The 14168-nt window shown below is 63.2% G+C and carries 16 protein-coding genes; 5 read left to right on the top strand and 11 right to left on the bottom strand.

Annotation, left to right across the window (positions count from 1 at the left end):
* Positions 1-2 precede the first annotated feature (2 nt).
* Genes MUN23_RS08110 through MUN23_RS08095 form a run of 4 tightly spaced genes read left to right on the top strand, consistent with a single transcriptional unit; the run spans position 3 to position 3903 of the window.
* A complete protein-coding gene (locus tag MUN23_RS08110; RefSeq protein WP_248763342.1) occupies positions 3-935 on the top strand; it encodes an ABC transporter substrate-binding protein in 933 nt (310 codons plus the stop codon).
* A gap of 2 nt (positions 936-937) precedes the next feature.
* Complete coding sequence (locus tag MUN23_RS08105) at positions 938-1894, top strand: amino acid ABC transporter permease (RefSeq protein WP_248764030.1); 957 nt, start codon at positions 938-940, stop codon at positions 1892-1894.
* Positions 1895-1929: 35 nt separating this feature from the next.
* The gene (locus tag MUN23_RS08100) at positions 1930-2682 is read left to right on the top strand and encodes an amino acid ABC transporter ATP-binding protein (protein WP_248763341.1); all 753 of its coding nucleotides are present in this window, start codon (positions 1930-1932) and stop codon (positions 2680-2682) included.
* A 24-nt stretch (positions 2683-2706) separates the two neighbouring features.
* Positions 2707-3903: an amidohydrolase gene (locus tag MUN23_RS08095; protein ID WP_248763340.1), complete on the top strand. Its 1197-nt coding sequence runs from the start codon at positions 2707-2709 to the stop codon at positions 3901-3903.
* A 183-nt stretch (positions 3904-4086) separates the two neighbouring features.
* Here MUN23_RS08095 and MUN23_RS08090 read toward each other — a convergent pair whose 3' ends face one another.
* A complete protein-coding gene (locus MUN23_RS08090; RefSeq protein ID WP_248763339.1) occupies positions 4087-4524 on the bottom strand; it encodes a thioesterase family protein in 438 nt (145 codons plus the stop codon).
* A gap of 219 nt (positions 4525-4743) precedes the next feature.
* Here MUN23_RS08090 and MUN23_RS08085 point away from each other — a divergent pair, with 219 nt between their 5' ends.
* On the top strand, positions 4744-4884 hold the full coding sequence (locus tag MUN23_RS08085; RefSeq protein WP_248763338.1) for a hypothetical protein: 141 nt from the start codon (positions 4744-4746) through the stop codon (positions 4882-4884).
* Positions 4885-5138: 254 nt separating this feature from the next.
* On the opposite strand, the gene MUN23_RS08080 is transcribed toward MUN23_RS08085, so the two are convergent.
* The 10 genes from MUN23_RS08080 to MUN23_RS23460 form a co-directional block, all read right to left on the bottom strand.
* Positions 5139-5279: a hypothetical protein gene (locus MUN23_RS08080; protein ID WP_248763337.1), complete on the bottom strand. Its 141-nt coding sequence runs from the start codon at positions 5277-5279 to the stop codon at positions 5139-5141.
* Between the two features lie 144 nt (positions 5280-5423).
* On the bottom strand, positions 5424-6107 hold the full coding sequence (locus MUN23_RS08075) for a GntR family transcriptional regulator (protein ID WP_248763336.1): 684 nt from the start codon (positions 6105-6107) through the stop codon (positions 5424-5426).
* Positions 6108-6154: 47 nt separating this feature from the next.
* Complete coding sequence (locus MUN23_RS08070) at positions 6155-6322, bottom strand: hypothetical protein (protein ID WP_248763335.1); 168 nt, start codon at positions 6320-6322, stop codon at positions 6155-6157.
* Positions 6323-6448: 126 nt separating this feature from the next.
* On the bottom strand, positions 6449-7717 hold the full coding sequence (locus MUN23_RS08065) for an MFS transporter (protein WP_248763334.1): 1269 nt from the start codon (positions 7715-7717) through the stop codon (positions 6449-6451).
* A 1320-nt stretch (positions 7718-9037) separates the two neighbouring features.
* Positions 9038-9241: a hypothetical protein gene (locus MUN23_RS08060; protein WP_248763333.1), complete on the bottom strand. Its 204-nt coding sequence runs from the start codon at positions 9239-9241 to the stop codon at positions 9038-9040.
* A 575-nt stretch (positions 9242-9816) separates the two neighbouring features.
* Positions 9817-10413: an NADPH-dependent FMN reductase gene (locus MUN23_RS08055; RefSeq protein WP_248763332.1), complete on the bottom strand. Its 597-nt coding sequence runs from the start codon at positions 10411-10413 to the stop codon at positions 9817-9819.
* A gap of 56 nt (positions 10414-10469) precedes the next feature.
* Positions 10470-11894: a dihydroorotase family protein gene (locus tag MUN23_RS08050; protein WP_248763331.1), complete on the bottom strand. Its 1425-nt coding sequence runs from the start codon at positions 11892-11894 to the stop codon at positions 10470-10472.
* Positions 11887-12822, bottom strand: coding sequence for an acetamidase/formamidase family protein (locus MUN23_RS08045; protein ID WP_248763330.1), 936 nt, complete (start codon positions 12820-12822; stop codon positions 11887-11889). Before MUN23_RS08045 ends, MUN23_RS08050 begins: the two co-directional genes overlap by 8 nt.
* Positions 12815-13429 (bottom strand): pyridoxal phosphate-dependent aminotransferase, encoded by a 615-nt coding sequence (locus MUN23_RS23465; protein WP_256468717.1) that lies wholly within the window; start codon positions 13427-13429, stop codon positions 12815-12817. Before MUN23_RS23465 ends, MUN23_RS08045 begins: the two co-directional genes overlap by 8 nt.
* Positions 13395-14048: an aminotransferase class I/II-fold pyridoxal phosphate-dependent enzyme gene (locus MUN23_RS23460; RefSeq protein ID WP_256468716.1), complete on the bottom strand. Its 654-nt coding sequence runs from the start codon at positions 14046-14048 to the stop codon at positions 13395-13397. The genes MUN23_RS23465 and MUN23_RS23460 overlap by 35 nt, the downstream gene beginning before the upstream one ends.
* Between the last annotated feature and the right edge of the window lie 120 nt (positions 14049-14168).

Raw genomic sequence — 14168 nt, 5'->3', positions numbered from 1 at the left:
CAATGTCGTTCTACCGCACCACCTTCGCACTCCGCGCTGCGGCCACCCTCGCGGCAGGCGGCCTCGCCCTGCTCGCCTTCACCGGCTGCGGCGTCTCCGACTCCACGGCCACGGCCGGCGGATCAGCGACCGCCGTCGCCCTCGACGATAAAGCGCCCCTCTTCGACCTGCTGCCGCAGAAGGTCAAGGATAAGGGTGTGCTCACCGTCGCCACGCAGCCCGACTTCGAGCCGGCCAACTTCACCCCCGCCGGCTCGACCGGCATCCAGGGCTACAACGTCGACCTCATGGAGTCGATGGCGAAGCAATTGGGCATCCCGGTCAAATGGGAGAAGGTGCCCTTCGACCAGATCCTGATCGGCATGCAGAGCGGCAAGTTCGACGCAGCGATCGCCGGAATGACCGACCGCAAGAAGCGGCAGGAGCAGGTCGACTTCATCGACTACCAGTGGGCCGGCACCGTGTTCATGCTCCAGAAGGGCAACCCCAAGGGCATCACGAGCGCCGTCGACGGCGCCTGCGGCCTCAAGATCGGCGACGTGAAGGGCTCCGACGCCAAGCGCCTCGTCGACATGATGGCCGCGGCTTGCGTCGCCGCGGGCAAGCCCGCAACCGAACTGGTCTCCTTCCCGAACTCTAGCGACAAGAACCTCGCGGTGACCTCGGGCCGCGTCGACGCCATCTTCTGGCCCGACATGGCGGTCTCGGTCATCCAGCGCGAGACCGGTGACAAGCTCGAATCGCTCCCCGTGGACTTCGAGCAGAAGGTCTACCTCGGCATGACGTTCAACAAGGAGCAGACCGAACTCCGCGACGCCTTCCTTACCGCCCTCAAGGCGATCCACGAGGACGGCACCTACGACGAGGTCCTGAAGAAGTGGGATGTCGAGGTCATCGACCTCGACACCCCGGGCATCAACCTGGCGGAGAAGTGATCATGGCCGACCTCACCCACTCGTCACTGCCGACATCTACCGGTCCGGCGCATTACGTGCGCCGGCCCGGCGACGAGCCGCCCGTGCAGGAGGCGCCGATCCGTGCGAAGCGGCGCCTCCAGTACGGCCAGATCGTCTCCGGGCTCGTCGCGATCGCGCTGCTCGTCCTCTTCATCCAGTCCCAGGCCCAGAACCCCAACATGGAGTGGAGCGTCACCTGGGAGTACATGTTCAACCCGGTGGTGCTGCAGGGCGTCGGCGTCACGATCCAGCTGGCGATCTCCGCCATGCTCATCTCGATCGTGCTCGCCTTCATCATCGCCCTGATGATCCAGAGCAACAACAAGGTCGCTAGCGCCATTGGCCGCGCCTACGTCTGGTTCTTCCGCGGCGTCCCGATGCTCGTGCAGGTGCTGCTCTGGTTCAACCTGGCGGTGCTCTTCCCCGTGATCCTGGGGCAGGACACAAACACCCTCATCTCGGGGTTCACCGCCGGCCTCATCGCCCTCTCGCTCGCCGAGTCGGGCTACATGGCCGAGATCATCCGAGGCGGCATCATCTCGGTGCCGACGGGCCAGACCGACGCGGGCGTGAGCCTCGGCCTCACCCGCAACCAGGCCCTGGCGCGCATCGTGCTGCCCCAGTCCATCCGGGTCATCATCCCGCCCACCGGCAACCAGTTCATAGGCATGCTGAAGGCCACTTCGCTTGTCTCCGTGATCGGTGGCAGCGACCTGCTGACCCGGGTGCAGCTCATCTACGGGCAGAACTTCAAGATCCTGCCCCTGCTCATCGTGGCTGTGCTCTGGTACCTGATCCTGGTGACCATCGCGGGCGTCGGCCAGCACTTCCTCGAACGTCGCTTCAACGCCTCGCAGCCCGGGTCGCGCCGGGCGTCGAAAAGCACGGCGCCGGGGACGACGCCCATCACCACAACTACGAACGGAGATGCGCTGTGACGCAAGTAGCACCCGCAAGAACTGCGACCGACACGATGCTGCGCATTGACGGAGTACACAAGTGGCTCGGGCACAACCATGTGCTCCGGGGCGTCGACATCGAGGTGCGCACCGGTGAGATCGTCTGCATCCTCGGGCCGTCGGGCTCGGGCAAGAGCACGCTGCTGCGGTGCATCAACCACCTTGACCCCGTCGACGGCGGCGTCATCGAGGTAAACGGCCAACGCGTCGGCTACGAGCTGCACGACGAGCAGCTCTACGAGCAGAGCGAACGCCGCGTGGCCAAGGCCCGCCAGCACATCGGCATGGTGTTCCAGCACTTCAACCTGTTCGGTCACATGACGGCCCTCGACAACGTCACCTACGGCCCGGCCAGGATCCTGGGCCGCCCGCGCAAGGAGGCGCTCGCGCACGCGCGGCAGGTGCTGGCCAAGGTCGGCCTGGCCGACAAGGAAGACTCGTACCCGAGCCAGCTCTCGGGTGGCCAGCAGCAGCGCGTGGCGATCGCCAGGGCGCTCGCCATGGAGCCGCGACTCATGATGTTCGACGAGCCGACGAGCGCGCTCGACCCCGAGTTGGTGGGCGAGGTTCTGCAGACCATGCGGCAGGTCGCCGACGAGGGAATGACGATGATCGTCGTCACGCATGAGATCGGCTTCGCCCGCGAGGTCGCTGACCGGGTGGTCTTCATGGACCAGGGCCGCGTGCTCGAAGACGGTCCGGCGCGCGAGGTACTCGACAACCCGCAGCACGAGCGCACAGCGGCCTTCCTCCGCCGCGTGCACTGAATCCCAGAAGAAAGAAGGAACAGAATGACTGGCAAGAAATTCACCCTGAGGAACGTGCGCCCGTGGGGCGCCGAGGCCGCGGACGTCACTATCAGCGCCGGCGTCATCACCGAGGTGGCACCCGCCTCGGGAGCGTCCGAACCCGGTGACCTCGACGGTGGCGGGCTGCTGGCCCTTCCCGGGTTCATCAATTCACACGCCCACGTCGACAAGAGTTGGTGGGGCAAGCCGTGGGTGCCGTACACCTATTCCGACCACCCGACCGTCGAGGGCTGGATCGCGAACGAGCGCGCCGAGCGCGGGAATTACGACATCCCGAACGCGAACTCGGCCACCGCGGTTCTGCGCGAGTTCCTCCGCCACGGCACCACCGCGACCCGCACGCACATCGACGTCGACCTCGGCATCGGGCTGAAGGGCCTCGAGTCGGTGCATGCCGCCGTCGCCGAGCTCGACGGGGCGATCCACGTCGAGACGGTGGCGTTCCCGCAGGACGGCGTGCTGCGCCGGCCGGGCGTGATGCGGCTGCTGGACGAGGCCGCCCAGGCCGGGGCCGACAGCATTGGCGGGCTTGACCCGGGCACGATCGACGGCGACGTCGAGGGTCAGCTCGACGGGCTGTTCCAGATCGCCGTCGACCGGGGCGTCGGCCTCGATCTGCACCTGCACGACTTCGGCTCGCTCGGCGCGTACGAGTACCGTCAGGTAATCCGCCGCACGATCGACTCCGGCCTGCAGGGCAAGGTGAACATCTCGCACGGCTTCGCCATGGGCGCGCTGCAGCAGAGCGTGCAGGAGGAGATCATCGAGGGCCTCGCCGAGGCGGGCATCTCGTGGACCACCGTCGCGATGAGCGGTACCGCGCCGCTGCCTTGGCAGCGGATGCGGGAGCGAGGCGTTCCGCTGGGCCTCGGCACCGACGGCATCCGCGACCTGTGGTCGCCGTTCGGCGACGGGGACCTGCTGCGCGTGGCATTCGCCTTCGCACGCCTGCACGGGCTTCGCCACGACGACAAGCTCACCACCGCGGTCGAGTACGCGACGAAGCACGGCGCGCCGTTCGTCGGACGGGAACAGCATGACCTCGTCGCCGGTGCGCGCGCCGACATCGTGCTCCTCGACGCCGAGAACGTGCCGGACGTGCTCGTGCGCTGCCCGCAGCGGCGCCTTGTGGTCTCCGGAGGCCGCGTCGTCGCTCGCGACGGCGAAGTGCTGGTCTGACGCGCGAACGGAGACCGACGGCAGTCGATACGCTCCTGCCATCGGTGACGGCGCCGTCGCCGAGGTGACGTTGCGCCCGCAGCACCAGATTGTGACAATCTTCGGTCGCTGCGGGCGCGCCGTGCGCGTGCTCTGGCGGCGCAAGCGCATCACGGCAGAACCGGAGCCGGTTTCGGTTGGGGTTCAGTAGGTATCGCCAGTGACGGGCCCGGCAGCCTCGCGGATATGCGCCGGCCATGGTTGGGCGGAGCTTGCTCCCGCGGGAACATGGGCGGTCGTTACGGTTCCGTATGCGGCGATACCGCCCTCGGAGGTGCCTTGGGCATGGCCGTGGACCTCGAAGGCCAGGGTCATGGAGGTGCGGCCCAGTGTGTGGATCCGCACCGTGGCGGTGACGCGTTGGCCGAACCACAGTTTGGCCCTGTAGTTGATCACCTGCTGGACCCTTGGTGCACTCGGAAAATAGTCGGGCAAGTCGAGACTGCGGAAGAGCTCGGCCTCGGCCCCTTCCACCCAGCGCAGGATGGCGGAGTTGTGTTGGTGGCCGGAAGCGTCGGTATCGACCCATTCGACGGTCCGTTCAATGCTGGCCTGCGGGTAGCGTGCTGCAACGTCGTTCATTGGCCCCTTTCGCGGCATGAAAGGAAATTCATGCATAACCCAATATATAGATTGTGACGACCGTCTGAAATGTGCGATAGTCATGGCGCTTGTGGTGTCAGTCACTGATCAGCCTCGCCGTCCTCCGCCGTGAGTGACCCGCCGGACACGGAGGAAGCCGGGTGCCGTGCTGCTGCAGATAGCCGGGTCGGTTCTGTCAGTCGTCCAGCGGTCGGCTTTTTGAATGGAGCGGCCGACGTCACGGCGTTGGCCGTGGTGGGTGGCACCCCGGTCTTTCTGCGGCTGGGGCCGCCCACATACCCCGTCAACTACTTCACGGACGAAAAGGAAGCCCTTATCTGGCTCCAAACCACCGGGTGAACATCAGGGGTCATAACTTGGCGTCCGGTGAAGTTAGCGAGGTGATGGTCGGGTCGCATGCACCGGCTGGTCGACTGCCAGGGTGTCCTAGGTGTCGGTGGCTGCGGTGGAGTGTTGGAACTGGTCGTACCAGGTCCGGTTGATGACAGTCGCGATGTGGAAGGCTTTCCGCACTCGGGGCGGCCGAGTCGGGCGATGAGGTTTTTGTGGTGATGCCAGGCCGTGGTGATGTGCGGGCCGGCTTGAATGGAGAACTAGTCGGCGAAGCCGGTGGCACCGGCGCAGATCCAGAGACCATGGCGCGGGCAGATGCCTTGATCGTGGGTGCTGTGTATCCCCACGTCCCGGCTGGCGCCGCTGGCGAGTGTGTAGCCGGGGAAGGCGACGGTATCCAAAGTGAGGCAAACTGGGGAACTTTTTTCTCACTTAGTTGACCCAAACCGCATTTCCGGGGCGATGCGGTTCAACTAGATTGACACGGGACACTCGTTGACCGAATTTCGACGGCGGCACTCAGGCAAGTGCCGCCGTCGAGCGTTTTAGGGCTCTAGGGTTTCCGCGAGGCCGGCCAATACGGGTTCGCGGCCCAGTTCGATGTGCGTGTACGCCAGTGAGTAGGCCAGGTCCGGCCGGCCCTTCAGGATCGCATTGCACAGTTCCGTGTGCTCGTCGCGTTGCAGTTCGTTGCTGCGGTTATGGGACAGCCCAAAAATCCAGCGCATGCGTCCGAACAAGGGCTTCACGGATTCGATCAATAGTCTGTTGCCGGAGAGGCGCACGATTTCGGCATGCAGCTCGGCACTGATTAAGGCCACGTCTTCCCCTCGGCCTTCATCAATGGCGGCCTTCGAGGCTTCCATCAATTCCTCGAGCCGTCCGCCGGACTGGCCTCCGGCAACACGCGTGGCGGCCATCCGAGCGGCGAACGTTTCCAGGCAAAGGCGAACGTCGAAGAGTTCGTTGACGTCCGTCAGAGTCAATTGCCGGACTGCGGCGCCACGGCGCGGGAAAGTGGCCACGAAGCCGTCCTGCTCCAGCCGTTGGATGGCTTCGCGGACGGGAATCCTGGAGACGTTGTACATCTCGGACAATTCTCGTTCGCGCAGACGCACTCCCTGGGCGAACGTGCCGGTAACGATACCCTCCAAGACCAGTTGGTAGACGTACTCTGCGCGGGCCTCGTCATCGCGGCCATTCCCGATTTCCGGCATCGCCTCAGCCACTGTCAACTTCCCTTCGTGCATCCGCTCCATTCGCCGGTCGGCGCCGGTCAGCGTTCCAACCGAGCATATACGGCTGGAAACAGCTCGTCGGCGGGGCGGTTCAGGGCATCCCTGACTGTATAGGCCCGGCGCATCTTGTTGAAGGGTTCTGGGGCCTTCCCGCGCCAGAAATCCAGGTCTACTCCTTCTATCAAGCCGGCATCAGCATCAGCCACCGCTGTTCCTTTGGGAAATGACTCCGGCGGGATGGACGTTCGGGAATTCCAAACAGGTCAATTCTCTCCCCGCGCTGCGCGCCAAACTGTCACACAATAGCCTGACGTACAGCGTGAACGGGAGGATTATCGAACAAGCGAGGGTTTCGTGTGCGGCTCTGTGGACAGCCCGGCAGGCTCTACGCTCACCACCGGCCCTCTGATGGCAAAGTAGCCTGCACCTGCCAGCACCACGGCTTCGGCCGCGAGCGCCCAAAACGTCACCTCCCAGCCGCCAGTCAGTGTGTGCAGAAGGCCAGCGCCCAGGGGACCAAGGGAGGCCAGTGCGAACCCGAATCCTTGGCTCATGGCGGAGAGCCTTCCCGCCGACTGCGGTCCTGCCGAGCGGATCACTACCAGGGCCATGGCCAAACCGAAGCCGGCGCTCTGGACTGTTCCTAGCAAGCCGACCGCGACGAATTGCAGGCCAGCCGGTGCCAAAAGGACCCCGAGCAATGCTGCCGCCACGAGCAGGCCAAGGCCGGGCGCCATGAAACGCAAGACGGCTGGACGGCTTGCCAAGACAGGAGCCAGCAGGCTCGCAGGGAGTCCCGCCAGGCTGAACCAGGCCAAGAGGGCGGCGGCGTCGGCAGGCGACAGGCCCAGGGACACCAAGTACACGGCCAGCCATGACGTAATGGCGAAGTACAGCATGGCTTGCAGCCCGAAAAAGGCTGTTACAGCCCAGGCTGTCCACTGCTTCCGTAGGGGCGTGACCGTTCCGGAGACTCCGGAGGGCGAGCCCGCTGTGGTGACTGCCGCTGGTGAGCGTCCTCCGGAGCGCTGGATGAGGACGGCACCCAACAGTGCCGGCACGGCCCAAACGGCCAATGCCCACGTGAGGCTGCCTCCGAAGGCCTGCTCGAGCGGCTGGACCAGCCCGGCACCGAGGGCTGCTCCGAGTCCGAAGCCCATGGTGCAGAGCCCGGTCCACCAGCCTGTGCCGCGGTTGGCTTTGACGATCTGCGGAACCAGCACGCTGGCCGTCATGATGGCCATGCCGGCCAGGAACGTGCCTGGCAGGAGGAGGGCTGGCACCACGACCCGGACAATCAGCGCCACAGCCAGGATCAACAGCGCAAGCGCAACCGCCCGGCCTGTTCCGAGCCGTTTGGCGAGCCATGGGCCGATCGGTCCGGAGACGCCAAACGCCAACACGGGCAGGGTACACAGAAGCGGCAGCAGAGAGGGGTCCAGGCTAAATGCACCCTGGAGCTGGTTCATGACGCCGGCGATGGTGGTGATGGCAGGCCGAAGATTGACGGACACAAGCACCAATGCGAGCAGCGCCAGGCCTGCATAGAAACGGGACCCACCTGTGGAAGGGCCGGGTCCGGCCTGCCGCTTTTCTTGCACGTCATTCTCCTCATAGCCATTTTGGTATACCAGATAAGTCTAAAAGGAGAATGAAGGAAAAGTGAATCTGCATCAGATGTGGAGGCGCATATGACCAATCAAAAACATTTACATCGCCTGGAATACCAAGCTGATTAGACGACCGGCAGCGCAGTGACCGATCCAGTGACTTCGACCTCTGGCGATAATCGCAGACCGCCGGCTCCGATGGTGCTCGAGTACCCGAGCGGACTGGATCAACGCCACTCGCTGACTGCGTTGGCCCCTACGCTCGGGACGTCCAGCAAAAAGCCGCTGCAGTAAATCCAGGAACAGTGAGGCTGGGCAGTTCCACGGAATGTTCGAAGAAGACGAACGCTGGTCGCGAAAGATCTTCAACCCCGGCGTGACTCACACATACTCTGGGTTTGCCGGTTCCCACGGGTATTCGTACCTCGGGGAACCGCAGGTCGCACTGTGCCTGGTTACCCGGTTCGTAACAGATCCGATCTGCGGGACCCGCAGGGGGCATACTCAGGCCGGATCCTTGCCACATTCTCACGGAACCACGTCGAGTGCCCGGACCAGCCCACACGCTCTGCGAGAGCACCGTCGCCGGCATCCGCGGGTTCTCCCTCCGATGCTCACGGATGGCTGTTCCACCCCCCTAATCCCGGAGTCATGTTGGCGGTCCGTCAGCGCTGACTGCCTTCGCGACGGTGTTCGGGGACATACCAGCCGCGCCGCTATCAATCTCATCGATTCACCCTCGGCAAGATGCAACCGCCGAATAAGAGCCCAATCCTCCACTGTGATCACCCACCCAATCGTTTGGAACAGGTGGCTCAGTTTTCAAGCCGTCACAATAGCTCAGTTTCGGCCGTCACCGACCGGTTCGCCAGGCCGTTTAGCATCAAGCCAGGTGGACTATTGCCCGGGTCGAAGGGGGAGCTTGGTCGTAGGTTCGGCCGCATGGTGCTTGGAGGCACATCGACGCAATGATGAATCATTTGATTACGCAGACAGATTGACCTTCGCGAAAATGAAAGAGTCTCCTCTCATTTAGGTCGTCCCGAATCCAAATAATGAGCCCGTCGTGGGTCTTGGACTCGACTGTTCCGACACAGTTGTGAGTAGCGTGCCCTCGGAGTGACACGACGTCGCCGGGACTGAGGCTTGTCCAGATCACCATGGCGTGTTTCTCCACCTCTTCGTGCTGCTGTCCTTCTGCTGGGTGCGCGTCGACTTGTTGCGGCTCTTTCACTAAGTGTCCTTAGGCGGGTCCAGGAGATCGGGCGCGGATGATTTAGCGGGATGTGGGGCCGCATGCCCGGCTCTGATTCAGAGCAGATCGAGTTCGCGGGTGAGGCCGAACTCGACGTCGGGGCTGATGGCGACCTCGAAGGTAGTGTGGTCGACTCGGGTTACGAGAATGCCGCAATCTGTAGCTTCCCTGCGGAGCAGGGCACATGTCTGCTCAAGCTGTCGGTCCCTTGATGCGGGGTCCTCAGCTTTGACAGTGATCGTTGAGGTTGTTGTCGACATGGCGGCTTTCCTTTCTGTCAATTCAGGGCTTTTATGGACATGAAAAATGCTCAGCGGGTTTGGGTGCCTTTGTTGATCATCGTGAGAGCCCAAGGAGTATGCTCCTTGGCCCAGGCAGGCCGACGATTGCGAGGATTGCAACGGCCCGGGGCACCGGCGACCCCGTGCCCCCTTGGTTCGACTGCGGGCTCGACGAGCTGTTCTCAGTTGGCCGCTCCACCGTCTACCGCGCCGACGAACTGGCACGTCTGAACAGGGCAATAGGGCCACCGAACGGGCCGCAGGTACCCAGCGATGATCCTTCCACGGCGTCTGGACCAGCTTGTAAAAACTCAGTAACGAGGACAGGTTCCCGATCATAGGCGAGGGCCTGGGTCGGCTAGGAGACCGTGTAGCGCATTTGGCGCGATCGGTAGCGGAACGCGAGCAGGGCGGCGATGTCGTGGCTGCGCTTGACATTATTTGCACGGAAGGCCCGCGAAGGTCCTTATCCTGCAGGACTTGGCCAGATGCATGCACCGCAACTCCGGCATTTCGGAGTCCGTGTCGTGCACTTCGTGGACGACGACGACGCATCATGGCTCCGCAGATTTCAGAGGTCCAGGACCATCGTGGTAGGTAGGACAAGGGTTCAGTCGGCCGGCAGCGGACACTACTTCTCGGGCGACCAAGTCGAGCCCGTCGGTCTGGCTTGCCACCGGATCGCCGTGGGCTATTGCCGGGTCAGTGTTGATAATGCACCCGTATGGGGTCGGCCAGCCACGCAAGGAGTGGGTGGTCGCACGCAGTGCGCTGAGGTTGGTGACAGCAGCCTGCCAGCCCATAGCAACGGAAATCAGCCCGATGGGAAGACCACTGAAGTAGACCCGTTCGTCTTCTGCGAGGTCCTCTGCGTAGTCAAGTGCATTCTTGAGAAGCCCCGAAGGACCACCGTGATACGCGGCGCTGGAGATGACGACTCCCTCAGCGTCGCGGAGAGCGGTCACCAGGGCCCGAGCTTGATCTGTGCGATCCTCTGCGCCGGGGTCGTACATCGGCAAATCCTTGAGGAAGTGTCCGGTAAAGATCGTCGTCCAAGCGCCCAGATCCTCTGCGGCGCGCAGGGCCTTTCGGAGGGCTCGCTCACTCGAGGACGACGGACTGACCGTTCCGCCGATTCCAACGATGTACATGTGTTCTCCATTCCTCTGGTTCTCCGTACATGTGCTGACGTTCGGTCGCCCTGGGACTAGAGAGCCGGACGGGAAAGCACCGACGAACTGATCGATCTCTTCAGCAACCGGCCGGACGGGGGTGCGCCGGTCAGACGTCCGTTCTCCACCAGCACTTCGCCGCGCACCATGGTGAGTACGGGCCATGCGGAGGCGACGTAGCCCTCCCACGGCGTGTAGTCGGCTTCATGAAGCTCTGTTGCTGTGATGATGTGGGGCGCCGACGTATCCAGCAGGACGAGGTCGGCGTCGCTGCCGATTGCGATCTCGCCTTTCTGCGGGTAGGCGCCCATGACACGAGCGGCATTGCGCGAGGTGAGGTCAACGAACCGCTCCAGTGGCAACCCGCGTTTGGTGACCGCCTCGGTGTAGGCGACGGCCATTCGGACCTCCACCCCCACGTGGCCTCCCACGGCATCTAAGATCGTCTTGCCAGTCGTCTTAACATCGAGATCGACACACACGGAATCCGTGGCGATCGTGCTGAGTGTCCCGGCCGCCAGGGCACCCCACATAGAGTCCCGATCGGTAGACGCCTTCAGCGAGGGGTATGTGTGGTAAATTGCGCCGTTGCTTTGTGCGTAGACTTCGTCGGAATAGTTCGCGTAGTGCGGAAGGCACTCGCCGTACACCGGTTGCCCGGTGCCGCGCGCGGCCCTGATCGCTTCGATTCCCACTTGTGCACTCACATGCATGATGTAGAGCGGGGCACCAACGTGTCCCGCAAGTGAGATAACACGCTGGAACGACAGCTGCTCTGACAGCTGGTTGTGCGCCTCGGACATGTGCCGGAGGGCGGTTCGACCCTCGTGTTGGAGCCGCTTGTAGGCGTACATCACGATGTCGTCGTCTTCGGCGTGGACGCAGAGCATGCCGTTCGCTGCAGCAGTGCGTTCCATCAGTCCCCAGATGTGTCCGATGTCGGTCTTCTGCCATTTGCGGTCCGGAGTGGTGTTGGTCATCCATACCTTGAAGGACGCGTGGCCGTCGGCGACGGCGTCCTCGACCTGATCGAGAATGTCGAATGGGATCTCAGGCTCGCGGAACGTACCGTGGAAGCCATAGTCCACATAGGAGCGATTGCGCCAGTCGGCATGCTTGCGTTCGAACGTCTCCGCCAGGTCGTCACCGGGGCGCCAGTGGGCGAAGTCCAACATCGTGGTCGTGCCGCCGAATGCGGCCGCCATGCTTACCCGGTCGGGACCGTAACTGCTTATCCCGTCGCCCAGTGTCGGCATGGGCGAACTTGTGTGTACGTGAGGGTCCACGCCTCCGGGCACGACCGTCTTGCCGGCGGCGTCGATCGTACGGACCCCCTCAAGGGGGCTTTGGGTGTCGCTCTTCTTGAGCTGGACGATCCGCCCATCCTGAATGCCGATGTCGAGATCGAGAGGGCCAGATTGCGTACTGACCAGTCCATTGCGCACCACAGTGTCAAGCATTATTGGTCTCCTTGGAGTGAACGGGAGGGAGTTGCACGGGGAACCGATTCTTCGGCAACGTCACTCGTACCGACTTTCGAGGGTTCACGACCTGGCAGATGCCGACGTCGGCGGCGATGCTGAGGAACATGGCCGATTCCTCGGCGGTCCACGTGCTCTGTGCCCGAACAAGGCCGAGCATGTCGTCCAGAGCGAGTCGGGCGGCTTCGTCGAGGTCGTCGCCATCGCCGATCGTGATGGTGTCGTTAGTTGTAACGAGGATGGGCCGTTTGAGCTGCCAGCCACGAAGCACCTCGCAGGAGGCGATCACCGTTCCCTCGACCTCGACACCAGTCAGGGAGGCTTCGCCATCGCATTGCCGAGCGTGCAGGTCACCCATGTAGAGCTGGGCGCCGTCGACGAAGATGGGGACGTACAGCGTGGAACCTGGCCCGATCGAGGTGCAGTCCATGTTTCCGCCGTGGGGGCCGACGGTGCTGCAGTGGGGATCACCTGGAGCTCCGACACCGATCTTGCCGATCATGGGTTCCAATGGCAGGGCTGTGTCGTCGAACATCACCTTGTCACCCGCGATCGGGATCAACTTGCCGGCCGGCTTGAGTGTCGTGCTGAAACCTCCACGTCCCTCGAGGGTGACCATGGCACCCATCTCAGCGATATAGATCTCGTGGACATCGACCCGGAGGACGTCCCCGCGGCGGGCGCCGAGCACCTCGATCGGTCCGGTCACCGGGATATCCATGTGGGAGTAGTCGGTCAGAATCTCGAAGTTGTCCCGATCCGCGACATCGACGTGAGTGAGAATGCTTCGGGTCTGGACCGCAAAGGTGTCGCCTTCGCCGACGGTGAGCACTGGTGGCAGGTCGCATTCGAAGGCAGACGAGACCGACGTGGCGTCGGCGATCAGGGAGGGGAGCCGGTCAGGCATGTGTGCCCCTCTTGATCGACAAACGAGTCAGTGTCGTCGCCACCCGGTCAAGGATTCCCGGCATGACGCTGTCGGCCTGGGCAAAGCAGAGCCGGAAGCCGCCAGATCCACTTGGGCCGAACGAGAGACCGGGATAGACGAGGACGCCGGCGTCTCGTACGAGCACCTCGGCGACTTCGAAGTCGTCGCCGAGGGGCTTGCGGAGCCTGGGGAACACATAGGCAGTCCCGCCCGGGCTCGTGATGTCGATGCCTGGCACGCATTCGAGACGACTGACCGTGAGATCGCGCAGCTCCCTCAATTTGGTGACGCGCTCGGCGATGAAGCTCTCATCCGGCCCGAGCCAGTCGAGGAGGGAGTATTGCGCATATGACGATGCACGGAGCGCAGTGACCTCAAGTACTTCGGGTAGGGCGGCGATCAGGGTCTCGGGTGCTACAACGCAGCCGACGCGAAATCCGGACATGGATTCGGTCTTCGAGGTTCCGAGGGTCGTGATGCAGTGATCCCGCATATCCGGCTGGGCGGCAAGGTGGCAGAACTCGTCACCGAACACGAGCCTGGAGTAGAGCTCATCGACAAGGACGTAGGCGTCGTACTTCTTCACAAGACGTGCCACCCCCCGCGACGAATGACGAGTCGTACACGGTTCCGGTCGGATTGCAGGGATTGGAGAAAACAAGCAGCCGGGCACCGGCCTCAAAGCCGCGCTCCACATCATCGAGGCTTATCTCTAGGCTGCCCGTTTCGGGTACGGCGCGGGCGGGTAGGTGGATGACATGTGCGCCGAAGAAGCGGAGGTTCTTTTCCAGCGTCATGTAGTCGGGGTCGGCGACCATGACCTTGTCTCCGTACTCAACTGCCATTGAGAGGATCGCAAATAAGGCGTTCTGGGTTCCCGAAGTGATGGCCAATTCGGTTTCGGCGTTGACATCGGTACCAAGGAACCGGGCGATCCGTGGTGCGAGCGTCGCACGCACGTGGTCGTCACCCAGGAAGTTCGAGAACGGATTCACGCCTGCCTGCAATGCCTCGGTGTAAAGGCGGCCGGCGGTCGGAGGTGGAGGGAACGCAACGGTGTCCGCGTGCGTCAGAGAGACCAAGTTCTCCCGTCTCCCGGCGAACTCAAAAAGCTGTCGCTCGGCGGCCAGGATCGGCCTACCGAGGTGCTGGTCTCTGACGGCCATCGCGAGTTGTTTAGTGCGGTCAGTAAGTGGTTTTGGCACGGGAGCTCCTTTTGGCGACCAAATCATTATCTTCATTATGATGATGAACTGAACGAAGGACAAGTCATTTCGAAAAATGCGCACCCGTCCAAATTCTGCTTCAAAACCCTTGCCAAATGG

Origin of the sequence: Pseudarthrobacter sp. SSS035 (assembly GCF_023273875.1) — a bacterium.
GTDB lineage: Bacteria > Actinomycetota > Actinomycetes > Actinomycetales > Micrococcaceae > Arthrobacter.
The sequence above is the reverse complement of the archived record's forward strand: the minus strand, read 5'-3'. Positions and strand labels throughout refer to the sequence as shown.